Origin of the sequence: Microbacterium suaedae (genome assembly GCF_003254645.1) — a bacterium.
In the GTDB taxonomy this organism is placed as follows: Bacteria; Actinomycetota; Actinomycetes; order Actinomycetales; family Microbacteriaceae; genus Microbacterium; species Microbacterium suaedae.
On sequence record NZ_PNFD01000003.1, the window covers coordinates 436295 to 461395 of the forward strand.

The following is a 25101-nucleotide window of genomic DNA, read 5'->3' on the forward strand; positions in this document are numbered from 1 at the left end:
CGGGCGAGATCACATGAGCGAGCTCCTGAACGACGTCGCGGCGCACCAGGCCGTGTTCGTGGGTGGCAAGGGCGGCGTCGGCAAGACGTCCGTCGCGTCGTCGATCGCGCTCGCGCGCGCCCAGCCCGGATCCCGCGTGCTCGTCGTCTCGACGGATCCCGCGCACAACCTCGGGCACCTGTGGGAGCAGGCCGTCGGTGACGACGTCACGCCGCTGTGGTCTGGCGGCGACGGCCCCGGACTCGTCGACGGCGTCGAGATCGACCCCGCGCGCACGGTCGGCCGCCACCTCGCGGCGGTGGCCGAGACGATGACGCGCCTGTTGCCCGATCGCCTGCACGCGGCCGCGCGCGAGCACCTCGAGTCGGCGCGCGACGCCCCCGGGACACACGAGGCGGCCGTGCTCGAACGCGTCGCCGAGACGCTCGAGACGGGGCTCGACCGCTACGACCTCGTCGTGTTCGACACGGCACCCTCGGGACACACGCTGCACCTGCTCGCGATGCCGGATCGCATGACGGGCTGGACCGAGAAGCTGCTCGCCAACCGCGACCGTTCCGAGCGCTTCGGCGTCGCCTACGGCGCGCTCGGCGGCACGAAGGACACGTCCGACCGCGACGCCGAGCTGCGCCGGATGCTGCTGCGGCGCCAGGCGCGCTTCTCGCTCATGCGCGACACCCTGCAGGATTCATCGCGCACGGGGTTCCTCCTCGTCACGGTCGCGGAGCCGATGCCGATCGCCGAGAGCCGGGAGGTTGCCGCGCAGCTCGCGACACTCGGGATCCCGCTCATCGGCGTCGTCGCGAACCGCCTCTCCCCCGCCTCGCTGCTGCCGGCGCGCGCCGCGCGCGAGGAGGCCCTCCTGGCGGACCTTGACCTCGGAGCCCGCCTCACGCGGATCCCCCTCATCGACGAGCTCGTCGGACTGCCGGCGCTGGAGCGGATCGCGGGGGCGCTGGCGTAGGGGTGGGCGAGACCTGGCTGATCCCCCGCTGAAGTACGGTGCAGCGAGCGCGATGGCGAAGGCGGTCTGCTTTTGTCACTCGTCCGATGCGCGACGTCGGGAGAGGCCGAACACCGATCCACATTCTCTTCTCTGCGAACGCCATAAATTCATCTCTACTTTCTCCACTTTTTCCTCTCTCGCGCGTACGATCGTCACATGCCCGCCTATCGCCCCCGCGTTCTCGACAGCGAACTCGCCGAGATGCTCCGGTACCCGGGCGCGGTGCTCCTGGAAGGGCCACGAGCCTGCGGAAAGTCGGCGACGGGTCGTCATCACTCTCGCAGCGTCGTTCAGCTCGATGTCGAGCCATCCGCGCAGCAGCTCGCCGAGCTCGATCCCGACCGACTGCTGCGCGGGGAGAAGCCGCGATTCATCGACGAATGGCAGCTCGCTCCGAAACTGTGGAATCACGTTCGAGCGAGCGTCGACCAAGAGCGCGACGCGACCTACATTCTCGCTGGGTCGGCCGTGCCTGCCGACGATGAGACGCGTCACTCGGGTGCCGGACGCATCGTTCGATACCGGATGCGCCCGATGTCCCTCTCAGAGACCGGCGCCTCATCGGGTTCGGTTCGCCTGAATGACTTCTTCCGTGATCTCGCCCACGTCGACGGGGAGTCGACGCTCACTGTTCCCGACCTGGCTGAGGCGGCGGCGCGCGGTGGGTGGCCCGGGTTGCAGGAACTTCCGCTGCACCTCGCGCTCGGCCGCATCCGCTCCTACCTCGACGACACGGCACGGATCGACATCCGTCGTCTCGAGGACGAGCCCCGGCGGAATCCCGACGGGATCCTCCGCGTACTGCGCGCACTCGGCCGCGGCACAGCGACCGAGATCGCAGTATCCGCGCTCGCACGGGATGCATCCACAGGTGCCGAGCGCATGACGGATGCCTCCGTCCAGACCTACCTGTCTGCACTCACGCGCGTATTCGTCGTCGAGGACCAGCCGAGCTGGGGGCCGCACCTTCGGTCACGTGACCGTGTGCGAATGGCACCTCGTCGACACTTCGTCGACCCGTCACTCGCCATCGCCGCTGTCGGTGCGGATGCCGACCGTCTCCTCACGGATCTGGCGTACTTCGGGCAGGTATTCGAATCGATGGTGGTGCGCGATCTCCGCGTCTATTCCGCACCTCTCGGTGCCACAGTCCGGCACTACCGCGACAGTGCGGGCAGAGAGCTCGACGCCGTTGTCGAGCGCCCCGATGGGTCGTGGCTCGCCGTCGAGGTCACACTCGCCGCCGCACGTGAGGACGACGCCGCAGCGACCTTGAATCGCGTGGTCGACAACCTCGACCCGACCCACACCGCGCCTCCGGCCGCGAAAATCCTCATCACGGGAGGCCGATACGCCTATACCCGCACCGACGGGATCCACGTTGTGCCGCTCGCGTGCCTCGGGGCGTAGCGCTCCCCCGCAGGTGCCCGGTCGACGACGGTGCGTGCCGAGACTCTGAGATCTCGCCGACGAACTGACGGATCGGGCGAATTCGTCAGTTCCTCAGAGAATCGTCCGATTCTCGGCGAGTCTCAGTGTCGCGGTCGGGCCGCGACGCCGCATCCTCGCGCCTCGGCCAGCTGATGAGGATGAAGACACCGATCGGTCCGAGAAGAAGGCAGATCCAGAACCAGTTCCACCGCGAGCGTCCGCGTTCGCCCGCGAAACCCGCGGCGAGCATCGCGACGGAGATCCAGCAGGCAAGAGCTATTGCGAGAGCGGTCTCCATGCGTCATTCCTCCGATGCGCGGCGCCGGGAACGGTCGAGAATCAGCCTAATTGTGAGGCACTCGACCCACCGTCACCCCCGCCCGAACGGGAGGTCTGCTCGAGCGATGGTGTCGCTCGCGAGGGCGATGAAATCGCGCAGGGCCGGGGCGGCGGGCTCGTCGCGCACGACGAGTCGCGCGACGACGCGGTGCGTCGAGTCGAGGGGGACGAAGACGATTCCGCCTCGGCCGTAGGACGAGATCGCCGACGCTCCCGCGATGTTCACGCCCATTCCCGCCGCGACGACCTCCATCGTCTCGTCGGCGCTCGTGGCGACGCGCTCGAGACGGCATCGCTCGAAGAGGACCGGGTCGATCGCCTCGTACCACGGAGGGAGCCCCGGGGCGGTGCTGTCGTCAGGGGCCGCGATCCCGATGAGCGTCTCGCCGTACAGCTCATCCGTGCGCACCCGACCCCGGTCGGCGAGACGGTGCCCCTCGGGCATCGCGACGACGAGTTCCTCCTCCCACAGCGGAACGGCAGCGACACCCTCATGCGCGTCGGGAGGCGCGAGCTCGAACGACAGCGCGCAGTCGACGGAACGGTCGACGACCGCGCGGACACCGCCGGCAAGACCGACGGGGACGACGCGCGGGGTGACGCGCGGAAGGCGTTCGATCGCGGCGCCGAGGATGAGGCGCAATCCAGCACTCGCGGCCGTATAGCCGACCTTCAGCAGGGTCGGTTCGGATTCTCCCGCCCACGTCTCGATCGACCGCACGGCGGAGACAGCACCCCGGGCGAGCGGCAGGAGATCCCGCCCGTCGTCCGTCAGGGTCACCGCGCGCGAAGTGCGCTCGAACAGCCGCCGCCCCAGCTCGCGCTCGAGCCCGGAGATCTGGTGACTCAGCGACGACGGCGCCATGCGGAGCGTCTGCGCCGCGCGGGCGAAGTGCCGCTCGTCGGCGACCGCCAGAAAGCACCTCAGCTGGTGCAGCGTGATGTCCACGTTTCGAATCTCCCACACGCAGAACGTCCCCGCACGCCCGTATCTCGATGGAGGTCGGGACCACATGGTTCGATCAGATCGAATGATCGTGCGGAAGTTCGCATCGCGAGATCATGGCGCGGCACGGATCCGAACGGCCAGAATGACCGGCATGCCCGTGCGCCACGACCGCGATGTCGTCTTCGCCTCCCGCCCGTCGGGAGACCTGCTGCTCGACCTCGTGTTGCCCGATTCGTCCCAGCCCGTTCCCGTCGTCATCTGGCTGCACGGCGGAGGCTGGTTCACGGGCGACCGCACGCTCGCCCCCGATCTTGCGGCGCGTGCCGAAGCGACCGGATGCGCGTTCGCCAGCATCGAGTATCGTCTCTCAGGCGACGCCCTCTTCCCGGCCCAGATCCTCGATCTGCGCGCCGCGATCCGCTTCCTGCGCGAGAACGCGCAGCGCTGGGGCCTGGACCCGAGCCGAATCGGCCTCTGGGGATCCTCAGCGGGCGCGCACCTCGCGGCCCTCGCCGGCGCGACCGGTCACGTCGAGGCGTGGGACGGCGAGGATCCCGCTGAGAGCGCGACGAGCGTCGCCGTCCAGGCCGTCTCGGCCGCCTACCCGCCTGTCGACCTCGTGCGCTGCGTCGACGACGCCCTCGAGGCCCGACCGGGCTCCAACCCGGCTTCGTTCCCCGAGTCGCGGCTTCTCGGCGGCGTGCCGCGCGAGCGATCCGATCTCGCGACGAGCGCGAATCCCGCGGCCCACGTCGCGCAGGCCCCGTCCCTGCCGCCGATGCAGCTCGCCCACGGCACGGCCGATGTCGCCGTCGGGCACGTCCACAGCGAGATCCTGCACAGCGCTCTCCTCGCCACGGGGGCCGACGCCGAGCTGTTCCTCCTCGACGGGTACAAGCACGGCTTCCTGAACCCCGGCGGTCGCATGGAGGCCGGTTTGAAGGACGTCATGGACGACGGTCGCCTTGAGGCCGAGACCTGGGCGACCGCGCGCCGCATGGATGCCGCCGGGAACACGAACAAGACGCGGTTCGGCTTCGAGACGATCGACGCCTTCTTCCGTGCACACCTGATCGAATCAACACGAGGAGCTGTCGCATGACTGCATACACACCGGAGGAGATCGGGCAAAAGCGCCTGGTCCGCGGATCGCTGCCCGGCGAGCCCGTCCCCTATTACGTCGCGAGCGGCGACGGCATGGCGTTCGAAACGGCCGGCCAGCTGTGGACCGTAATCGCCCGCGCCGTCGACACGGGCGACGACTTCGACGCCGCCTACATCACCGGTCGTCGCGGGGCAGAGTCGCCCCTGCACGCGATCCCCTCGGCGCACCGCACCTTCGTCGTGCTCGACGGCCGGGTGCAGATCTGGCTCGGCGCCGCCGCGGGCGAGGACGCCGCGATCGAGAGCCGCATCCTCAGCCGCGGCGACTCGGTCGTCGTCCCCGAGGGCGTCCTCTTCGGGTACCGCATGCGCGCGGAGGCGAGCCGCCTGTTCCTGTTCTCGGCGCCCGGCGGCACGCTCGACGATCTCCTCGCCTCGGGTCGCGGCACGTCGTCGCACATCTACTCGCCCCAGGCGGGATCCGACAGCCTCATCCTCCCCGCGAACGCGACCCGCCTCGCCCTGCCCGACACGGATCCACGCGACGCCGCCGACGATCGCCTCCCGGAGGGATGTGAACCGTACGTGCTGCGCAGCCTCGAGGGCGAGCACCGCGCGTGGCCCGATGCGCTCAACAGCTACGTCAGCCGCGCCCGGAACACCGACGGACGCTACTTCTCCGTCGACACCCTCGCGGCCCCGCAGCCGTACATCATCCGCCACTTCCACCGCCAGCACACCGAGAACTTCCTCTGCCTCTCGGGTCGCGTGTGGCTCTGGGTGAACGGCGAGGAGGTGCTGCTCACAGAGGGCGACTTCCTGCATGCCCCGGCCGGCACGATCCACAGCTTCGCGATCGCGGGACACAACACCCGCATGCTCGGGTTCTTGACGACGGGCATCTTCGAGCCGTTCTTCGACGTGACCTCCCAGCACACCGACGACAAGGTCTACACGGAAGGACTCGTGAACCCCTCGGTGATCTTCGAAGGGATCAAGGGCAACCCCGACCTCGATCTCGAGGTCGTCGGCCCGCCGCCCGAGCGGGTGTTCGCGCCCGGGCTGTGACCGACTACGCCAGCCCGTCGCTCTTCGGATCGTAGGGCCGCGTGATCGGGTGCGGATCGTCAGTCTCGGCCGCGGGCGCCTCGTGTTCGACGTCGTACTCCGGAGCCGCGACGGGCTCGGTGCGGACGACCTCGAACGCCGCCGTACCGCCGGCGGCCGACACGGGCCGCGCCTTCGAGCGCATCATCACCGTGCGTCCGCCGATCCGCACCCGGAGCGGGCTGCCGATCATGATGCCGAGCGTCGCGCCCGCGGCGAGCGCGATGCCCGTCATCCCGGCCGTGAACAGCGAGTCGAAGGCGCGCATGAACTGCGCCTGATCGGCGTCCGCGCTCACGAATCCGAGCAGTCCGAGGAACACGCTGGTACCCGGCACCCAAGGGATCATCGCGGCCGTCGTCACCGCGATCGACGGAACTGACAGACGATCGGCGACGACGGATCCGATGAAGCTCGCGAGGAGCGCACCGCCGAAGACCGCGCCCGCGGACGGCATCCCCGTAATCGAAATGAGCAGGTACCAGCCTGCCCACGCCGCGGCGCCGAGAAAGGCGCTGACGAGGATGATGCGGATCCCCGCACCGTTGAGCACGGCGACCGCGGCAGAGATGAGCATCGCTCCCGCGACGTGACCGAGCGGAGGCCCGAAGGCGAGTACCTGCTCCGGCATCCGCAGCCCGAAGCCGAGCTGATGCGCCGCCTCGAGGCCGACGAGGATGCCGACGACAAGGCCCATCGTCATCACCGTGATGTCGAGGATCCGGCCCCCCGCGGTGAGCGAGAACCCGTCGATCGCATCCTGCGCGGCGCCGACGACGGCCAGCCCCGCGAGCATCATGACGATGCCCGACGAGACGAGCACCGACGGACGCACCTCGGTGAATGGCTCGATGCCGGCCATCGAGAGGGCGAACACACCGACGGCGAACGCCACGAGTACGATCCCGCCGACGGCCTGTGTGAAGAACAGCGGCACCCGCAGGCGCGCCAGACCATGCTGCGCGAGCGCGATCCCGAGCACGGCGATGAACGCGAGCAGCAGGGTGAACGGGCCCGCGCCGTACATGAGGGCGATCGCCACGCCGAGGAGTGCCTGCACGACGATGACGACGCCGGAGCGGTACATGAACGGCGTGCGACGCACCTTGTGGAACTGGGTGATCGCGTCGCCGAGCGGCAACCCGCTCTCGATGTCGTTCACGAGCGCCTGCAGGCGCTGCAGCTTTGCGTGATCGGGCGCGGCCGAACGCACAACCTGCATGAGGGTGATCGGATCCCCCGCGCCGTTTCGGTGATCCGAGAGGATCACCGAGTTGAAGGTCACGTTCACGTGGACGCTGCGCAGGCCATAGGCGGCCGTGATGCGCAGCGCCGCGAGCGTGACCTCCTTGGCGCTCGCACCGATCGACAGCATCACCTCGGCGACGCGCATGGCGAGGTCGATGATGCTCTGCGCCGTACGGTCGTCGACGATCGGGATCTGCTCGGTCATGCGCCGCTTCGCCGGATCGCTCCAGACCGCACGCTTCACGCCATCGATGACCCTCCTGTGACGCTTGTCCTCAGGCATCGTCGCGCCACACTCCCGTCTCGAGGAACTCCTCCATGCGAGCGCGGTGCGGAGCCGGGTCCAGCCCCTGCTCCGCGACCCACGCATCGTCGTAGTACGTGTGCGCATACCGGGCGCCGCCGTCGCAGATGAGGGTGACGACCGAGCCGGTCTCGCCCGCTGCGAGCATCCGCGCGATGACGCGGAAGGATCCGGCGAGATTCGTCCCCGTGGATCCGCCCGCCCAGTGCAGCGTACGGTCGCGCAGGAGTCGGATCGCCGCAATGGATTCCGCGTCGGGAATACGAATCATGTCGTCGACGACATCGGGGATGAACGACGGCTCCATGCGGGGCCGTCCGATGCCCTCGATCCGGCTCGGCAGCCCCGTCGCGTAGTCCGAGGCGCCGGTCTTCCAGCCGCCGTAGAACGCGGAGTTCTCCGGATCGACGACGCACACCTCGGTCGCGTGCCGGCGGTACCGCACATACCTTCCGAAGGTCGCGCTCGTCCCGCCCGTTCCCGCGCTCACGACGATCCATCGCGGAATCGGATACCGCTCCTCCGAGAGCTGTTCGAACACACTCTCGGCGATGTTGTTGTTGCTGCGCCAGTCGGTGGCGCGTTCCGCGTAGGTGAACTGGTCGAGGTAGTGGCCGTTGCAGTCGGCGGCCAGCCGCTCGGCCTCGGGGTAGATCTCGGGCGGATCGTCGACGTAGTGGCATCGGCCGCCGTAGAACTCGATCAGCTCGATCTTCTCTGGACTCGTCGAGCGCGGGACCACCGTCACGAACTCGAGCCCCAGCATGCGCGCGAAGTACGCCTCGCTGACAGCCGTGGATCCGCTCGACGCCTCGACGAGAACCGTATCGGGCCCGATGCGCCCGTTGACGAGTCCGTACAGGATGAGCGAGCGGGCGAGGCGGTGCTTGAGGGATCCGGTCGGGTGCACCGACTCGTCCTTCAGGTAGAGATCGATGCCCCACTCGGGAGGGAGGGGAAAGACGTGCAGATGGGTGTCGGCGCTCCGGTTGGCGTCGGCCTCGAGCAGCCGCACGGCATCGCTCACCCAGTCACGTCGTTCAGTCATGTGTCCGAGCGTAGTTCCGCTCGGACCCGGATTCAGGCCCCCATCACAAGGTCGTAGGCGAGTTTCAGGATCAGCACACCGACGACCACGATGAAGACGATCCGCACGAAACGATTCCCCTTCGACACTGCCATGCGCGCGCCGATGTATCCGCCGACGAGATTCGCTGCTCCGACCGCGAGGCCGAGCCCCCAGAGCACGTGCCCCGCAGGGACGAAGAAGATCAGGGCACCGAGATTGGTGCAGAAGTTGGCGATCTTCCCGAGCGCCGAGGCGGGCATGAACGCGTATCCGAGCACGCTGACGAGGAGGATCACGAAGAAGGATCCCGTTCCCGGGCCGAGCGCGCCGTCGTAGGTTCCGACCGCGAGACCGATGAAGGAGGCCGCGACAACATGCCGCCATCCGTGCCAGCGCTGATGGGCGTGCACACCCATCTTGGGCTTGAGCACCGTAAATGCCCCGACGGCGATGAGTACAACGAGGATGATCGGAGTGAATGCCTGTTCGGGAATGAAGGTCGCGACCATCGCCCCGACGATCGCCCCGAGGAGCGCCATGACCGCGAGCGGAACGGCGGTGCGCGGATCCGGTTTCACTCGGCGCGCGAAGGTCACGGCCGCCACCGAGGTGCCCATGATGCTCGCGACCTTGTTCGTCGCGAGAGCCTGGAGCGGCGCGATGCCCGGCACGAGCATCATGGCCGGCAGCTGCACGAGGCCGCCGCCGCCGACGACCGCATCGACCCACCCGGCGATGAGCCCCGCGACGATCAGCAGGGCGAATGTCAGGACGTCGATCTCGGGCACTCGGCGAGTCTACGGCTCGCTCGGGGCGAGCTTCTCGGCATCATCGCTGCGCGGATCCTCGGGGGCTGACGCTCCGAGCGTCGGGTCCCGCGAGAATGGATCCGTGACCTGGTCGACGAAGAGCTCCCGAACCGCGTACGAGAACCCGTGGATCCGCGTCCGTGAGGACGAGGTCAGACGGCCCGACGGATCCGACGGCATCTACGGCGTCGTTGAGCTGCGCAACGCCGCCGTGTTCGTCGTCGCTCTCGATGCCGACGATCGTGTGCTCCTTGTCGAGGTCGACCGCTACACGGTCGGCTCGTCGTGGGAGGTCGTCGCGGGCGGATCCGACGGCGAGCCCGCCGAGGTCGCGGCGAGGCGCGAGCTGCTTGAGGAAGCCGGTCTCGAGGCGGGCGAGTGGATAGAGGCCGGCCGCATGAACGCCCTCAACGGGATCTGCGTCGCGCCCGAGGTCGTGTTCATCGCCCGCGATCTGCGCGAGGCGGAGGACGCGACCGCCCACCGCGCCGAGGAGGGCATCACGGCATCACGCTGGGTTCCGCTGGACGACGCGCTGCGGATGTCGACGACGGGCGAGATCACCGACGGCGAGTCGATCGCCGCCCTCGCGATGGCCTCCGTGCACGTGCGGGGATAGAACCCGTAGAGTGCCTCGGATCGCTCCAAAGACGCGATCCTCGGGCGATCTGAAGGAATCGAAGCGGGCAGGCGCGATCGAGATCTACTCCACCTGCGGTACCCACCGGGCACTGGCGAGGGCGATGATGGAGTGTGCCCAGCCGACCCGCCGACGCCCCACGGTTCCCGTGGTGGTATCGCAACCCGCGGCGTCTCGACGCGATCACCCTGCTCGTCGCGGTCGTCCCCGCCGCCGTCGGGGCTTTCGTGCTGATTCTGCTCCACCAGCAGGTGCTGGAGGCCGTTCCCGCCGTCGTGACGATCGCCGGTGCGCTGCTGTCACGTCGCGTCCCACGCACGGCGACACTCATCGTCGCAGCCGCCCCGCCGCTGACGTATCCGCTCGACATCGACCCCACGCTCGCCTGGTGCCTCGTGGTCGTCTCCGCACCGCTGCTCACCATGCGCGGACCGTCGGCGACGCTCGTCATGTGGACGGGCGCCGTCTCGAACGCGGCGTCCGTGGCTCTCAATTCCCTCCCCGGCCTCGAGCTGATCCCGACCTCGGTGTCCGCCATCCTCGTCGTCGCTGCCACGGCCACAGCCGCAGCTACGAAGCGGCAGATCAGTTATCTGCGTGCGATGGAGGATCGGGCGCTCGAGGCCATCGCGGAACGCGACCGAGAAGCCGAGCGCCGCATCGTCGAGGAGCGCCTCCGTATCGCCCGCGATCTGCATGACGTCGTCGGCCACAAGGTGGCGATCGTCAGCGTGCAGCTTTCCCTCGCCGAGGTGAACGTGGCGAAGGATCCGGAGAGGGCGACGGATGCCCTCCACGAGGCGCGCGGCGGCATTCAGGCGATCCTGCATGAGATGCAGCGCATCCTCGAGGTGCTGCGATTCTCCGACGGCGAGGACGCGGGCCGTCCGACGGGCGGGATCGCGGCGCTGCCCGAGCTGATCGGCTCGTTCAGAAAAGTCGGCATGTCGATCGATGCGCGCCTTGCCCCGGTCGACGAGCACGTGGACGCACTGGTCGATACCGCGATCTATCGCGTCGCGCAGGAATCCTTGACGAACGCCCAGAAACACGGCGATGGATCCGCGCAGATCACGTTGGGCCTCGCCGACGGCACGATCGAACTTCGCGTCTCGAACGGCGTCGCACGCCATTCGCAGGAGTCGGGATCCGGGTTCGGCCTCGTCGGCATGCGCGAGCGCGTCGAGTCCACGGGCGGCACCTTGAACATCACCGACGACGGCGACCGCTTCGAGGTCGTCGCCCGCATTCGCACGACAGGAGAATCGACATGACGACGACGGTGCTGATCGCCGACGACCAAGAGATGATTCGCGTCGGACTCTCGTCCGTCCTGAGCTCGTTCGACGACATCGACGTGATCGGCACGGCGCGCGACGGCCTGGATGCCGTCGAACGCGTCACGGAGCTCGTCCCCAACGTCGTGCTCATGGACATCCGGATGCCCGGAATCGACGGCGTCGAGGCGACGAAGCGCATCCGTCAGACTCACGCGGCCGTGCGCATCGTGATGCTCACGACGTTCGAACAGGACGAGCTCGTCTTCCAGGCCCTGCGGAACGGCGCCGACGGCTTCCTCGGCAAAGGGGCCTCTCCCGATCAGCTGGCGGACGCGATCCGCGAGGTCGAACGCGGTGGCGGCGCGCTCAGCCCGAAGGCCGCCGCGGCCGTGATCTCTCATGTCGGTTCGGCACCCGTGAAGCAGGTCGACGAGGATCTCGCACGCCTGTTCCGCGAGCTCACGGCGCGCGAGCGCGAGCTCACGGCGCTCGCGGCGACGGGCTCCTCGAACGAGCAGATCGCGCGCGCCCTGTTCCTCTCCCCCTTCACGGTCAAGACGCACATCAATCGCGCCATGGCCAAGCTCGACGCGCGCGACCGTGCCCAGCTCGTCGCCTTCTGGCACGCCGCGGGCGAGCCCGACGCGTAGCACGCGCCGCGGCTCTCGGCCCGTGGACTACTGCAGATGCAGTAGACGCCTCGCTCCCTCCGGACGACGCCCCCGAGGTTCGCGGCCGGTTGACTGCTCGGACAGTCACCGAAGGGAGCTCCATGAGCGACGAGAACGACATCGACCTCGACGTCATCCGCGACGTCTACCGCCGCGAGCGCGACCGCCGGATCCGGCCCGACGGCGCTCGCCAGTACGCGCGCGTCGCGGGTGATTTCGGGTACTACGCGAAGGATCCGTACACCGCGCGCACCGAGCGGGCGCCGGTCGACGATCGCGTCGAGGTGCTCATCATCGGGGCCGGCTTCGGGGGTCTGCAGACGGGTGCCTTCCTCCGTGACGCCGGCATCGACGGGATCCGACTCATGGACGAGGCCGGCGATGTCGGCGGCACCTGGTACTGGAATCGGTACCCCGGTGTGCGATGCGACATCGAGTCGTACGTGTACATGCCCCTGCTCGAGGAGACCGGGTACGTACCGACCGAGCGCTACGCGACGGGCGAGGAGATCCGACAGCACGCCGTGCGCATCGCCGAACACTACGATCTCTACCGCGACACCCTGTTCCAGACCCGCGCGACCTCGCTCACGTGGGATGAGGACGCCGCCGAATGGATCGTGGCGACCGACCGCGGCGACCAGTTCCGCGCACGATACGTCATCACCTCCTCGGGCACCCTGACGCAGCCGAAGCTGCCCGGCATCCCGGGGATCGAGACCTTCCGTGGCCATACGTTCCACACGAGCCGCTGGGACTACGGCTACACGGGCGGCGACCAGAACGGCGGTCTCGAAATGCTCCGCGACAAGCGCGTGGGCGTCGTCGGAACGGGTGCGACCGGCCTGCAGGTCGTGCCGCAGCTCGCCGAGCACGCAAAGGAGCTCGTCGTCTTCCAGCGCACACCGTCGACCGTCGACGTCCGCGACAACCGACCGACCGATCCGGAGTGGGCCGCCTCGCTGGAGCCGGGCTGGCAGCGGGAGCGCATGGAGAACTTCCTCGCCGTACTCGCGGGTGAGCCGGTCGAGGAGAGCCTCGTGACCGACGGTTGGACCAGGACGCCGAGCCTGCAGCGGGAGATCCTGTCGGGATCGTTCGGGGAGACGACCGACACTGAGGTCGACGACGCGATCACAATGAATCGGATCCGCACCCGCGTCGACGAGATCGTCGACGATCCCGCGACCGCCGCGGTGCTGAAGCCCTGGTACCGCTACATGTGCAAGCGCCCCGGCTTCAGCGACCGCTACCTGCAGTCCTTCAATCAACCGAACGTGCGACTCGTCGACACGGCGGACACGCACGGCATCAGCGCGATGACCGAGAACGCGGTCGTCGTGGGCGAGGACGAGCACGAGCTCGACTGCGTCATCTTCGCCACCGGGTTCGAGGCCGGCGTTTCGGGGGTCGTCTCGGGCACCCTCCCCGTCGCGGGCCGCGGCGGTCGACAGCTCCTCGAGGCGTGGGGTCGCGGGCCGCGCACGCTGCACGGCTTCTACACGCACGGATTCCCCAATCTCCTGCAGCTGGGCGCCATGCAGAACGCCAACTCGGTGAACTTCGTCCACATCCTGCAGGAGCAGGCGACCCATATCGCGGCGGTCATCGCCCGGGCCGAGCGCGAGAATGCCGCGTGGGTCGAGCCGTCCGTCGACTCGGAGGATGCATGGGTGCGCGAGGTCTACGCGACCGCGCACGACACGTCGGCATTCCAGGCCGAGTGCACGCCCGGCTACTACAACGGCGAGGGGACGGCGGCGATCACGGGGATGACCTACTCGCCTGGCCCCGTCGTGTTCCATCGGCTGCTGCGCGAGTGGCGCGATGGTGACATGAGTGACGTGCTCGTGTCCACCGAGCAGGCCACGGCCCGCTCGCAGCACACGTATGCGGAGGCGACGGCATGAGGCGCGCCGTCCTCGTCGGCGCACTGCTCACGACCGGATCCCTCGCGCTCGCGGCGTGCGCACCGGCCACCGCGCCCGATCCAGCTGGCGACCGGGCCGATGCGAGCGCCGTCGCGCAGGAGGCCGAGGAGCTCGGCCAGATCACGACCCCGCACGAGCTCACCGGCGGCACGCTCCTCGAGGGGCCGACGTTCAGCGACGACGGCGAGCTGTTCGTGGTCGACGTCATGGCACCGCCGGGAGAGCCGAAGGTGCTGCGGATCGACGTCTCCGACGGGACGGCGGAGCCCGTGTACACCGACGACGAGAGCGCCTTCACCTCCGCACAGTTCGGGCCGGACGGCCGACTGTATCTGACGGACATCCGCGGGGGAACGATCCAGTCGATCGCGGCGGACGGCACGGATCCGCAGGTGGTGTTCTCCGGGAAGGTGCACGGCTCGCGTATGCAGCCCGATGACCTCGCGTTCGGCAGCGATGACGCGATGTACGTCAGCGACACGACGGGCATGGGCGGGACGTCCGGTGACCAGGGGCGGGTCGTGCGCGTCGCCGCGGACGGATCCGCAAGTGTGCTCGCCGACGAGCTGCCGTCACCCAACGGCATCACTTTCGACGAGAACATGGACGGCTTGTGGATCGCGCAGTACAACGCGAACCGCATCGACTATCTCGCGCTCGACGAGACAGGCGAATCCGTCGCAGAGACCCACGCCGCCATCCACATCGACGGCGGCCGGGCTCGCGTCGACTCCACTGCCGTCGACGCCGCCGGGAACGTCTATCAGGCATTCCACCACCGCGCGGCGATCGAGGTGTACTCGCACGACGGCGAGCACCTCGCGACGATCGACGTCCCGGACGACGCGCACGACATCGACTCCGCGACCAACATCGCGATCGAACCCGGGACGACCGACGGATACATCACAGTCAGCGGCCCCGACGGCGGCTACATCTACACGTTCGCCGCCCTCGCGGAGGGCACGCGCCAGTCCAACGGCGGCTGACGTCTCCCGTACACGCACGCGTCCTGTGGGGATCCTGTCGATCGGGAGGATCTCCACGGGGCCTTCTCGCGTGGACGGATCAGCCGACGACGACGCGCGCGCGAGCCAGGTTGAACGTGCGCGCGTGCGGCGTCCCCACGGCGTCCGCGGGCTGCGATGTCACGCGAACGGTCACGAAACGCGTGCCGCCGTTGTCCCACGAGAACCGTCGCTCCGAAACGATGTTCGCGCGCCCGTCGACGTCGACGATGTCCGTGAACGCGCCCGATCCGTCGAGATCCCATTCGACGCGCGTCACGGCACCCGCCCGCGGCGGCACCGCCACCGTCGCGCAAAGCGCCACGGTCTCGCCACGTGCGACATCGGCGCGCTCAGACCCGTTCGCCGTCAAAGTCACGACGGGCTGCACGCCGCGACGATCGCGGGCGTCGCCCGCGACGATCGTCTGCCCGTCGACGATCTCGTAGCCGCTCGTCTCGGCGGGCTCCACGCCGCGTTCGACCCACGCGGCCACGGCGCGCAGCGCGTGCTGCAGCGCGCCGATGTAACTGACACTGTGCGTCGGGTGCTCCTGCTCTTCGTCGTCGCCGTGGAGCGCGTTGTCGATGAACCAGAGGCGGAATCGATCGTCGGCGGCGTCGCCGAGGTGCTCGGCCACGCGCTGGCGGTACCAGTCGGCCTGCCACGCGAACGCCTCGCGGTCGAGCAGGCAGGCGACGACGATCATCCTGCCGCCGGCGATCTCACCGGTCGGAAGGGAACCGCTCGCGTGGGCGGTGAACATCGGGCCGAGGAGCATCGACCGCTGCGGGAGGATCGGCGCCCCGTCCGCGTCGCGGAACTGCTGCCAGGCCGGGTACTGCGCACCGGGATCCTGGTGCCGATGGTAGGTCTGCGCGGCGAGGAAATCGCTGTTGTCGAGCGTGCACCGGTCACCCACGCGGATCCGCTCCGCGTCGTCCCGCGCGGTCGGATCGAGGATCGCGACCCCGTCGACGACCCGCTCCGCCGCACATCGCACGGATCCGCTTCCGCTCGTCTCGAGCACGGCGAACGTCTCACTGGAGACCGTGTCGGACGACAACCGCACGCCGACGACCTCATCGTCGCGGTGCGAGCCGCGGAATGCGCGATCGACGCCGGCGCGGGCCTCGATGCCGCTCGGCTGCGCGATCAGTCCCGCCCTGAGGGCCTCGGCGCGGGTGACGAGGCCCGCGACCTCGCCCGTGAACTGCAGGCGGTCGCGGTGCACCGACGACGACGGATCCGCACCGAGGTACCCCGGCTCCGTCCAGAAGTCCGTGAAGTAGCTCGGGTCGGCCTGTGCGACCCCGGGGTAGAGGGCGCTGAACGCATGGATCCCCATGGTGCGCCATCCGAACCACGACCGCGGCGGGAATCCCATCCGCGTGACCTCGTCGAGCGCCTCGCGCTGCTCCGGGGTGAGACCGTCGCGCATGTCGCGCTCGCCGCCCGGCTCGACGGCGTCCACGATGTCGTCGAACACGTCGCGCAGCACACGCTGCGCGTGCATGCGCACCGAGAACACGTTGGGGATCGCGACGGGGCTCCCGATCACGTACGGGACGAATCCGTCCCACGCCCCCGTGGTGTTCTCGGCCGATCCGATCGTGCGGTATCCGCCGCCGGAGCCGCCGTAGGCATAGCCGTGGACACGGTGCGGGCCGTAGACGGCCTCGGCGACGACGCGCGCGTATCGCGCGACCGCCGCGTTCGCCCGGTAGGCCGTGATCGTCGGATCCGACGCGGCACCGGGGCCCTGATCGGCGTCCGCACCGCCGTTGGTCTCGACGAAGAACGCGCCGCTGTCATGCGCGAACGTGATCCGGTCCTCCTGACCCGTCGCCGCCTGTGCGAGGTGCTCGCTCAACGGGACCGGCGTGATGTGCTGGAAGAACCGTCCCTCGTAGCGTTCCGCCGAGGGCAGGTAGAGCGAGAACCGCGTCTGCGTGTCCGCGAACCCGCCGTGCACATACCGGTGCTCGACGGGATCCGTTCGCGGCTCGTCGATGTCGATGTACGGGTGCGCGAAGATCTCGTCGGTCAGGTCCACCATCGCTGGCGCGGACCGCGTGAGGTCGGTCATGGGCATCCTCTCGTCGTCACGCGGCACCGTCCGTCCGCGTCGGATCCGTCGTCTCGGTGATGCGGTCGGCGCCCGTCAACCGGCGGATCCCGTCGACGAGCAGCGCGCCCACGTCGCGGTCTCCTTCCACGCGGGCGACGAAGGTGCTGATCCCCTCCCACAGGGCGAGGATCTGCAGCGCAGCCACGCCCGGATCCACGTCGGCGTGGGCGAGGCCCTCGCCCCGGCGACGCGCGACGATCCCGGTGAAGATGCGGACAGCTCGGGCGTCTCGTCCGGCGAAGTACGCGGCGGCAGGATGGCCGTCCGTGGCCGCCTGCCCGCGCAGCATCTCCCGCAGCCTGGCGCGCGGCTCATCCGCCCGGGGGCGCGCGTTCACCATTTCGCGCAGGAAGTCGAGGTCGAGCGACGCGTGTGATTCGTCCGGCACGGAGAGCGCGACGTCGATCTCGTCGGCCCGTTCGAGGGCTCCCACGAGCATGTGGCCCTTCGTCGGGAAGTGATAGAGCACCGTCGCCTCGGCAATACCGCTCCGGCTCGCCACGCGGGCCGTCGTCACCCTGCTGTGGCCATCCTCGTCCACGATCGCGAGGACGGCGTCGGCGATCGCGCGCCTCCGCTGATCCGAGACGGCATACGGACCGCGTGATGACCTCTCCGGCATCGTCCACTCCCTGGTTGTGAATCCTGAGTGTATATGAGAATTCGACGCGGCACGAGCGACTCGTGCGCGTCAGGCGGGGACCGCCTCCCGGTCGACGCGCGGCCCCGGCTCGGCCGGCGACCGTCGCTCCCGCGCGATGCCGAGCACGATCAGCGCGCCGACGGCGGCCGCGACGGCGCCAATGACGAAACACAGCTGGAATGCACCGCGGGCCGGGACCTCGGGGACGCCGGGCGCCACGGCCACTGTGTTCGAGGTGAGCACGACCGCCATGACGGCACCCGCGATCGTCGTGCCCATCGACCGCATGAGGCTGTTGAGGCCGACGCCCGCCGCCGACTCCGACCGCGGCACGTTCGTGAGGATCAGCGTCGGCATGGCCGCATAACCGATCCCGACACCGGCGCAGATCACACACGAGGCGAGCATCAGCTGCCACGGCGCGGCCATCAGCAGCGTCGCGACGAGGTAGCCGCCCGCGAGCACGGCCGCGCCGACGGCCATGGTCACGCGGGCGCCGAGACGAGTCAGCATCCACGATGACACGGGTGTGAAGAGCATCATCATCAGACCGCCGGGAGCCATCCAGATGCCTGCCATGAGGATCGTCTGACCGAGGCCGCCGACGCTCTCGGGCATCTGCAGCAGCTGCGGCACGACGATCGACTGCGCCATCATGCCGAACCCGATCAGAACGGCCGCGATGTTCGTCAGCAGAACCGGCCGCCGCGCCGTCGTCCGAAGGTCGACCAGGGGATCGGTCTGCCGCAGCTCGAACCATCCCCACAGCAGCAGCACGACGACACCGAGCGCGATCATGCCGACGGTCTGCACGCTCGTCCAGCCCCAGTCGTTTCCCTTCGAGACGCCGACGAGCAGACCGACGAGACCGACCGCGAGGCCGACCGCGCCGACGACGTCGAGGCGTCCGTGATGAGGTCCGGCGACGTGGGGAACGACCGCCGCCGTCAGGGCCAGCATCGCCACGGCGAGCGCGGCGGCGACCCAGAACAGCAGGTGCCATTCGTAGCTCTGCGCGATCCACGCCGCGAGCGGCAGACCGAGCGCGCCGCCGACGCCGAGGGTGGCGCTGACGCCGGCGACGGCCGTGTTGCGCATGTGCGCCGGCGCGGCCTCACGCACCATGCTGATTGCGACGGGGATGTAGCCCATCGCGACGCCCTGCAGCACCCGGCCGATCAGCACGAAGCCGACGCTGCTCGAGATGGCGCAGACCAGGGATCCGAGCAGCAGGATCGCCGCGGAGACGACGAGGACCGGCTTCCTGCCGTACATGTCGGCGAGTCGGCCGCTCACGGGCATCGCCACGCCGCCGCCGAGCAGGGTCGCCGTGACGACCCACGACGCCGTGCTCGCGCTCGTCGAGAGCAGCTGCGGAAGCTCGCTCTGGATCGGGATCACGAGCGACTGCATCAGCGCGGCGGACAGGCTCCCGAAACACAGGACGACGACGGTCGCCAGGGCCCGCGCGGTGGACGTGGGGTTCTGAGTGCTCATCTCGTCCCTCGATGTGTAAGTTACATAAACGGTGCACATGTATGCTACATACATGTCGTTGGATCGCGAAACCGGGAGAGAAGGATGACGCAGGACGGATCCCTCAGCCGCGACCGCGAGCTCGCCGGGCTCCTCGCCCGCCTCGACGTGCACCGCCGATTCGCGGAGCAGCGCAGCGCGCTCGGAACCGCCGACGCACGCCTGCTCTGGCTCCTCTCCGGCGGCGAACCGCGCACGCTGCGGCAGATCTCCGACGCGCTGCGCCTCGAGCAGTCGACGGTCAACCGGCAGGTGCACGCCGCCGTCGCCGCGGGGCTCGTCAGACGCGTCGACGGCCCGGGACCCGCGCGCCACTTCGCCCCGACCGAGCACGGCCGCGAGCTGTACGACGACGTGGTCGCGGCGTCACTCGGCGCACACGACGCCGCGCTGGCCGCCCTCGGGGACGAGGCCGAGGACTTCCTCGGCATGCTCGCCCGCGTCGTCGACGCGTATGGGGCCGCCGTCCGGCCCGAATGACCGCCGGCCTCCGCGGCGGTCGTGATCCGGCCGCCGCGGAGGCGCTGCGCTCGCGAACGCGTCAGCCGACGCGGGCGGGCGCGTCGAGGGCGTGCCCCTCGACGTCAACGTCGGGGATGACCCGATCGAGCCACTTCGGGGTCCACCAGGCGCTCCTGCCGAGCAGACTCAGCAGGGCGGGCATCAGCACCATGCGCACGATGAAGGCATCTGCCGCGACCCCGACCATGAGGCCGAAGGCGATCGCCGCGCCGACGGCGAACTCCGCCAGCGCGAAGCCGGCGAACACGACGATCATGATCGTCGCCGCCGCGGCCAGCACGGGGCCGGACCGCGCGAAGCCCTCGCGGATCGCGAGCCGCGGATCCATTCCCGCGCGATACATCTCCTGGATCCGCGAGACGAGGAAGACCTGGTAGTCCATCGCGAGCCCGAACAGCACCCCGACGAGGATGATCGGCAGCAGGCTCATCATCGGATCGCCCTGCGGCGCGGGCAGGATGCCGAGCCACCCCCATTGGAACACCGCCACGCTCGCTCCGAACGACGCGCCCACGGAGAGCAGGTAGCCGACGGTCGCGACGATGGGGATCAGGACGGACCGGAACAGCACGATCATGAGAACCAGCGAGATGGCGACGATCACCGCGATGTAGATGAGCAGCGCCAGCATCATGTCGGCGTCCTGATCGATTCCGATCGCCGTCTCTCCCGTCACCTCGAGGTGCACGCCGTCGATCGCATCGGCGTCGCCCCGGATCTCGTGCACGAGATCCTTGGTCGAGTCGGCGATCGGCCCCTCCTCGGGGATCACCGTGATCCGGGCGTAGTCGCCGGCGTCGTTCACCTCGGCGGGCGTCACCGCGTGCGCGCCCTCGAGACTCGAGAGATCGGCCTCGATGTCGGCCGCGTGCTCGGCGATGTCCTCCCCTTCGGCGAGCACGATGAGCGGGCTCTGGATGCCCCCGAATCCGTCGAGGATCAGGTTGTAGGCCGCGCGCTCCGTCGACGACGGGTCGGTCCCACCCGGCACGTGCGACGCGGTCTTCATGTCGAGCACCGGCAGCGCCGCGATCACGAGGACGATCAGTCCGCAGATGAGCGAGGTCACGGGCTTCTTCACGACGACGCTCGACCATCCGCGGATCAGCCCGCGCTTCTGCTCGCCGCCCTCCTGCCAGATCTCCCCGCGCTCGCAGGCCTTTCGCTGCCGGCGAGACAGGGCGCGGGCGCCCATGAGACGCATGCAGGCGGGGAGCAGCGTCAGCGCGAGCAGCACGGCGACGGCCACCGCGAAGCCGGCGGCCATGCCCATCTCCGTGATCACCGTCATGCCCGCGACCATGAGCGCGACAAGGGCGACGATCACCGTCATCCCGGCGAACACGACGGCGGTGCCGGCGGTGCCCGTCGCCCGAGCGACGGCGTCCTCGACCTCGCGCCCCTTCCGCAGCTCGATGCGGAATCGCGAGAGGATGAACAGGGAGTAGTCGATCCCGACCGCGAGACCGAGCATCGACGCGAGGATGATCGAGTTCTCCCCAAGCGGCGCGAACGCGCCGTACGCGAGCACGCCGACCAGGCCGATGCCGACGCCGAACACGGCGAGCAGCAGGTTGATGCCCGCGGCGATGAGGGATCCGAACGTGACGGCCAGGACGATGAGCGCGAGCACGACGCCGATCCCCTCGCCCGGTCCGGGAGCCGGTGCGCCGAGCGGTACGAGGTTGCCGCCGAGTTCGACGCCGAGACCGGGCGGTGCCGTCTCCTGCAGCTCACGTGCCGCGTCGTAGAGCGCCTCCTGATCCGCCTCGGCGACCTCGCCGTAGCTGAGGGTCGCGACCGCGATCTCGCGATCCGGCGAGATGCCGTGCGCGGCCGGATCGAACGGGTCGGCGACCGCGTCGACGCCCGGGAGCGCCTCCGCCTCGGCGAGCACGTCCGCGATGTCGTCGGCCGCGGCCGCGACGTCCCCGCCCTCGGGAGCGAAGACCAGCTGCAGCGTGCTGCCGCCGTCCTCGCCGGCCGGGAACTCGTCGCCCATCCTGTCGAGGGCCTGCGCAGCCGGGGTGTCGGATGGCCCCTGGTCGGCGGCGGCGTCTGATGGTGTCTGGCTGCCGACCGTGTACAGGCCGACGAGCGACGCGAAGACGAGGATCCAGGCCACGATCACCCACCAGCGGTGTCGAGCACTGAATCGCCCCACGCGGGCAAGAAGAGAGGACATGCGAACCTTTCGAAGAAGACGGTCGTCGAACCTCCTCCACGATTCCGAGCCTGGGGGATCCGCACGTCGTCCGCTCGAAGCGCCCGTCGTACTGCGTCCGGACGAGCGGGCCGAGGGAGACGCACGAAAGCCTCGAATTGCTCCAACCGGCGCCCGCTGGAGCAATCTGAGGCATTCGAATGGCGCACCCGCACCCGGGCGGCGTCAACCGCCGAAGTCGAACGACCGGATCGTCGGCGGAAGACCGCCGACCGTCGACACCTCGATGCCGTCACGACCCGCCCAGGTGGATCCGGTGTAGGCGATCGGCACGACGAATGCCTGTTCCGTCGCGTACGCGTTGAGTTCGCGGTAGGCGGGGACCGCGTCGTCGAACTCTACCGTCGTGTTGACCGTCTCGAACAGACCGTCGAGCGTCGGATCCGTGTGATTCAGGGGGTTTCCGTACCCGCCGACCGCGTAGCGCGAGAAGGCCTCCTCGGACTCCGAGCTGAAGCCCGACACCTGGAACACGATGCCGTACTCGCCCGACTGCGCGGCTGACTGCACCTGCTGCGGAGGAACCGACACCCACTCGACGTTCAACCCGACGTCTTCGAAGGCCTGCGAGATCGTGGGCTCGAAGGCCGTCGACAGGTAGGTGCTGGGGATCTCGAAGGTCTCGCCGGCGAAGCCCGCCTCCTCGACGAGCTCGCGTCCCCGCTCGGGATCGTACGGATAGGTGCCCTCGAGCGACTCGTCGTACACGGCGCCGTCGGGGTTGAACACCTGCACCGTGCTCATGCCCCCTCCCGCGAGGAGCCCGTCGACGATGCCGTCTCGGTCGAACGCGAGGTTGAGCGCCTGCCGCACCCGCTGATCCTGAAGCGCAGGCCAGTCGTCGCCGCCCCGCCCGATGAAGTCGAGGAGGAGCACGCCGGTGGCATCCGTCGTACTGAAGGTGAAGTCAGATTCGGGCAGCTGACCGACGAGCTGCGCCTGCACACCAGCCGCGTCGACCTCCCCGGTCTGCAGGGCGTTGAATGCGGCCGTCGGATCCTGCATGACCCGCACGGTGAAGACGTCGACCTCGATCGCGTCGGCATCCCAGTAGTCGTCGCGCCGCTCGAAGACGTAGGTGGTGCCGTCGACGGTGTCATCCACGTCGAGGGTGAACGGACCCGAGCCGATCGGATCGGTGCTCGTGCGCGCGTCGTCGAGGGTCTCGGGGTGCCCGATCGCCCCGACGCCGTACGCCAGGTTCGGCACGAACTGCGGGTCGAACCGCTCGAATCGGACCTCGACCTCGAGATCCCCCGTCTTCACGATCTCGGTCACCTGATCGAACTTCGGCTGCACTGGTCCGGGCGTCGCGCGCGTGCGGTTCATCGTCGCGACGACAGCGTCGGCGTCGACCGGAGTGCCGTCGCTGAACGTCATGCCGTCGCGCAGTGTGAGCGTCAGCACGGTTCCGTCGGCGTCGTACTCCCACGCCTCGGCGGCGTGCGGCACGAGGTCGCCCGTCTCGGGATCGCGCGCGAGGAGCGTGTCGAGGATCGAGGTCCAGACGAACATCTGCTGCCCGTTCGCCAGCTCGGCCGGATCGAGGGAGTTCGGCCCCGACTGCGCCGCGATCGTGAGCTCGACCGGGTCGGCGGCCGCCCCGCCGTCGTCGGGCTCGCTCGCGCCGCAGCCCGCAAGGGCGAGCGCCGCGAGGGCCGCCGCTGCCACGAGCCGCCACCGTGTCGATGAATGTGCGTGAACCATGCCACTCCCCTTTGAGCAATTGCGGATGAAACCGGGTGCCGTCACTGATGTTCGTGACAAGTGACATCCAGTGTGGGTGCGGAATCATGTCATGTCAACCGATTGCCAGAATCCTCTTCCCACATTGCGGAACTCCGCGGCGACGTCATCCGATCGCAGTACGCGTATCGCTCCCCCGGGAGGATTCCCCCGCCCGGCGTTCGCGGAACAGTGGACTCATCGACGCAGAGGAGTCCCGAATGAACACCGTAAACAACCACCTGGCCGAGGTCGGCATCGCCGTTCTCGCCGCCGTGTCCACCCTGCTCTCATGGCTGCTGATCCCCATCATCGCGCTCGCCGTGATCGTCGGGTACGGGCTGCTGCGCCTCGGGCTCGCCGTGCGATCGGCCGTGTCCGGCCGCTCCGAGACCCCGGTGCGGCCCGTCATCGTGCGCGAGACGCTCGCGCGCGCCGTCTGAACGCCTCCGAGTGACGCCGTCGCCCCGGACCCACCGCTGACACGAGAAAGGAGAGGCCCATGAAGCGCACGCTGCTCATCGGATCCGTCGTCGCCGCGATCGGAACCGCCACGACGCTCATCATCCGCCGCTCGCGCACCGCGTGAGCCGACAACGCCGACCAGGGGGATCCCAGGAGCTCTGGGGGCACAGGGGATCCCCCTCCTCGGCGGATCGCACACGACACCCATCATCGAAAGGATCACCCGTGAACACGATCGCCATCCCCGCACCGAAGCCCGCGTCGTCGCACCGCGTGTGGAGCGCCGCCGCCGCCGACCTGGTGGCCTACTTGCGGATCGTCGCGCTGCGCGACTCGGCTCCATCGGAGCACCGACGCACCTGGCGGCCCGCATGAGCGCCGCCGGACACGATCGGACCGCGGTCGCACCCCACAAGTTCGCAACCGAAGCCGGCGCGACCCCGCACCACGAGATTCGGCGCCTGCGCGTCACGCCGGCGACGGCCGACGCCTGCCGCCGCCACTACCCCGCCTTCGGCTGGCGCATCCTCGAGAGCGCATCGTCGGGGCGGCGCCTCGTGCTGTCTCGACCCGCGGAGATCCGCGAGCGCGATCGACTGCACGTGCTGGAAGGCGAACTCGATGACGAGATCGCGCGCATGCGCCGCATCGCCCGCCGCGGCCGCCTCGTCTCCGGCGTCGGCGGGGTCGTGATGTTCCTCGTCGGTGTCGTCCTGCTCACTCTCGCCGCCCCCGCGTTCTTCGGCCGGGACGAGGCCGCGTTCCTGGCATGCCTCGGCATGGGCACCGCGTTTTGCATGGTGCCGCCGATGTTCGCCTCGCTCGTCCGCGAGCGGATCGACGACGGTGCGCGCGAGAGACTGAGGCTCTCTCACGAGCGCGCGGACCACCTGCGCGTCCTCGCCGGACAGAGCCTGATGCGGTTCCGCACGGGAGGAGCGGTCGTCGCGTCATAGGACG

At 69.3% G+C, this 25101-nt stretch carries 23 protein-coding genes; 13 read left to right on the top strand and 10 right to left on the bottom strand.

The genetic code is table 11. The annotated features are described in order from the left end of the window. Positions 1–13: 13 nt before the first annotated feature. Together C0012_RS11580 and C0012_RS11585 are read left to right on the top strand one after the other, a co-directional pair. Positions 14–964 carry an ArsA family ATPase gene (locus C0012_RS11580; RefSeq protein ID WP_110588019.1) on the top strand — a complete coding sequence of 317 codons (951 nt, stop codon included), beginning with the start codon at positions 14–16 and terminating at the stop codon, positions 962–964. Positions 965–1162: 198 nt separating this feature from the next. Further along, entirely contained in the window at positions 1163–2416 is a 1254-nt protein-coding gene (locus tag C0012_RS11585; protein WP_110588018.1) for an ATP-binding protein, read from the top strand. Between the two features lie 85 nt (positions 2417–2501). Here the strand turns inward: C0012_RS11585 and C0012_RS11590 are convergent, their stop codons facing one another. Together C0012_RS11590 and C0012_RS11595 are read right to left on the bottom strand one after the other, a co-directional pair. Continuing rightward, the gene (locus C0012_RS11590) at positions 2502–2735 is read right to left on the bottom strand and encodes a hypothetical protein (protein WP_110588017.1); all 234 of its coding nucleotides are present in this window, start codon (positions 2733–2735) and stop codon (positions 2502–2504) included. A 72-nt stretch (positions 2736–2807) separates the two neighbouring features. Next, complete coding sequence (locus tag C0012_RS11595) at positions 2808–3725, bottom strand: LysR family transcriptional regulator (protein ID WP_162621758.1); 918 nt, start codon at positions 3723–3725, stop codon at positions 2808–2810. Between the two features lie 151 nt (positions 3726–3876). Here C0012_RS11595 and C0012_RS11600 point away from each other — a divergent pair, with 151 nt between their 5' ends. Together C0012_RS11600 and C0012_RS11605 are read left to right on the top strand one after the other, a co-directional pair. Beyond that, the gene (locus C0012_RS11600; protein ID WP_110588164.1) at positions 3877–4827 is read left to right on the top strand and encodes an alpha/beta hydrolase; all 951 of its coding nucleotides are present in this window, start codon (positions 3877–3879) and stop codon (positions 4825–4827) included. Then, positions 4824–5897 carry a cupin domain-containing protein gene (locus C0012_RS11605; RefSeq protein ID WP_110588015.1) on the top strand — a complete coding sequence of 358 codons (1074 nt, stop codon included), beginning with the start codon at positions 4824–4826 and terminating at the stop codon, positions 5895–5897. The genes C0012_RS11600 and C0012_RS11605 overlap by 4 nt, the downstream gene beginning before the upstream one ends. Before the next feature lie 4 nt (positions 5898–5901). Here C0012_RS11605 and C0012_RS11610 read toward each other — a convergent pair whose 3' ends face one another. The 3 genes from C0012_RS11610 to C0012_RS11620 form a co-directional block, all read right to left on the bottom strand. Next, on the bottom strand, positions 5902–7389 hold the full coding sequence (locus C0012_RS11610) for a threonine/serine exporter family protein (RefSeq protein ID WP_232527904.1): 1488 nt from the start codon (positions 7387–7389) through the stop codon (positions 5902–5904). Between the two features lie 70 nt (positions 7390–7459). Next, the gene (cds1, locus tag C0012_RS11615; RefSeq protein WP_110588013.1) at positions 7460–8536 is read right to left on the bottom strand and encodes an L-cysteine desulfhydrase Cds1; all 1077 of its coding nucleotides are present in this window, start codon (positions 8534–8536) and stop codon (positions 7460–7462) included. A 32-nt stretch (positions 8537–8568) separates the two neighbouring features. After that, positions 8569–9345, bottom strand: coding sequence for a TSUP family transporter (locus tag C0012_RS11620; protein ID WP_110588012.1), 777 nt, complete (start codon positions 9343–9345; stop codon positions 8569–8571). A gap of 103 nt (positions 9346–9448) precedes the next feature. Here C0012_RS11620 and C0012_RS11625 point away from each other — a divergent pair, with 103 nt between their 5' ends. The 5 genes from C0012_RS11625 (at position 9449) to C0012_RS11645 (ending at position 14877) form a co-directional block, all read left to right on the top strand. Continuing rightward, on the top strand, positions 9449–9985 hold the full coding sequence (locus C0012_RS11625) for an NUDIX domain-containing protein (protein WP_110588011.1): 537 nt from the start codon (positions 9449–9451) through the stop codon (positions 9983–9985). A gap of 134 nt (positions 9986–10119) precedes the next feature. Continuing rightward, positions 10120–11280, top strand: a complete 1161-nt coding sequence (locus C0012_RS11630) for a sensor histidine kinase (protein ID WP_110588010.1) — start codon at positions 10120–10122, stop codon at positions 11278–11280. Continuing rightward, positions 11277–11936, top strand: a complete 660-nt coding sequence (locus tag C0012_RS11635; protein WP_110588009.1) for a response regulator transcription factor — start codon at positions 11277–11279, stop codon at positions 11934–11936. The genes C0012_RS11630 and C0012_RS11635 overlap by 4 nt, the downstream gene beginning before the upstream one ends. 122 nt (positions 11937–12058) lie before the next feature. Further along, the gene (locus C0012_RS11640) at positions 12059–13867 is read left to right on the top strand and encodes a flavin-containing monooxygenase (protein ID WP_110588008.1); all 1809 of its coding nucleotides are present in this window, start codon (positions 12059–12061) and stop codon (positions 13865–13867) included. Next, a complete protein-coding gene (locus tag C0012_RS11645) occupies positions 13864–14877 on the top strand; it encodes an SMP-30/gluconolactonase/LRE family protein (RefSeq protein ID WP_110588007.1) in 1014 nt (337 codons plus the stop codon). Before C0012_RS11640 ends, C0012_RS11645 begins: the two co-directional genes overlap by 4 nt. 79 nt (positions 14878–14956) lie before the next feature. Here the strand turns inward: C0012_RS11645 and C0012_RS11650 are convergent, their stop codons facing one another. From C0012_RS11650 to C0012_RS11660, 3 genes are all read right to left on the bottom strand, one after another. Beyond that, the gene (locus C0012_RS11650) at positions 14957–16984 is read right to left on the bottom strand and encodes a hypothetical protein (protein ID WP_162621757.1); all 2028 of its coding nucleotides are present in this window, start codon (positions 16982–16984) and stop codon (positions 14957–14959) included. Between the two features lie 16 nt (positions 16985–17000). Continuing rightward, positions 17001–17648: a TetR/AcrR family transcriptional regulator gene (locus C0012_RS11655; protein WP_110588006.1), complete on the bottom strand. Its 648-nt coding sequence runs from the start codon at positions 17646–17648 to the stop codon at positions 17001–17003. A gap of 69 nt (positions 17649–17717) precedes the next feature. After that, the gene (locus tag C0012_RS11660) at positions 17718–19166 is read right to left on the bottom strand and encodes an MFS transporter (RefSeq protein WP_198411129.1); all 1449 of its coding nucleotides are present in this window, start codon (positions 19164–19166) and stop codon (positions 17718–17720) included. Between the two features lie 84 nt (positions 19167–19250). On the opposite strand from C0012_RS11660, the gene C0012_RS11665 reads away from it, so the two are divergent. Continuing rightward, entirely contained in the window at positions 19251–19685 is a 435-nt protein-coding gene (locus C0012_RS11665) for a MarR family winged helix-turn-helix transcriptional regulator (protein ID WP_110588004.1), read from the top strand. Positions 19686–19746: 61 nt separating this feature from the next. Here the strand turns inward: C0012_RS11665 and C0012_RS11670 are convergent, their stop codons facing one another. Both C0012_RS11670 and C0012_RS11675 read right to left on the bottom strand, forming a co-directional pair. Next, the gene (locus C0012_RS11670; RefSeq protein ID WP_110588003.1) at positions 19747–21912 is read right to left on the bottom strand and encodes an MMPL family transporter; all 2166 of its coding nucleotides are present in this window, start codon (positions 21910–21912) and stop codon (positions 19747–19749) included. A gap of 204 nt (positions 21913–22116) precedes the next feature. Next, entirely contained in the window at positions 22117–23658 is a 1542-nt protein-coding gene (locus C0012_RS11675; protein WP_110588002.1) for an ABC transporter substrate-binding protein, read from the bottom strand. 239 nt (positions 23659–23897) lie between these two features. Here C0012_RS11675 and C0012_RS11680 point away from each other — a divergent pair, with 239 nt between their 5' ends. The 3 genes from C0012_RS11680 to C0012_RS11685 all read left to right on the top strand — a co-directional run bounded on the left by C0012_RS11680 (position 23898) and on the right by C0012_RS11685 (position 25097). Beyond that, complete coding sequence (locus tag C0012_RS11680) at positions 23898–24119, top strand: hypothetical protein (RefSeq protein ID WP_110588001.1); 222 nt, start codon at positions 23898–23900, stop codon at positions 24117–24119. Between the two features lie 247 nt (positions 24120–24366). Then, positions 24367–24516, top strand: coding sequence for a hypothetical protein (locus C0012_RS15470; protein WP_162622938.1), 150 nt, complete (start codon positions 24367–24369; stop codon positions 24514–24516). Then, positions 24513–25097 (top strand): hypothetical protein, encoded by a 585-nt coding sequence (locus tag C0012_RS11685; protein ID WP_111466952.1) that lies wholly within the window; start codon positions 24513–24515, stop codon positions 25095–25097. The genes C0012_RS15470 and C0012_RS11685 overlap by 4 nt, the downstream gene beginning before the upstream one ends. The last annotated feature ends 4 nt before the right edge of the window (positions 25098–25101 follow it).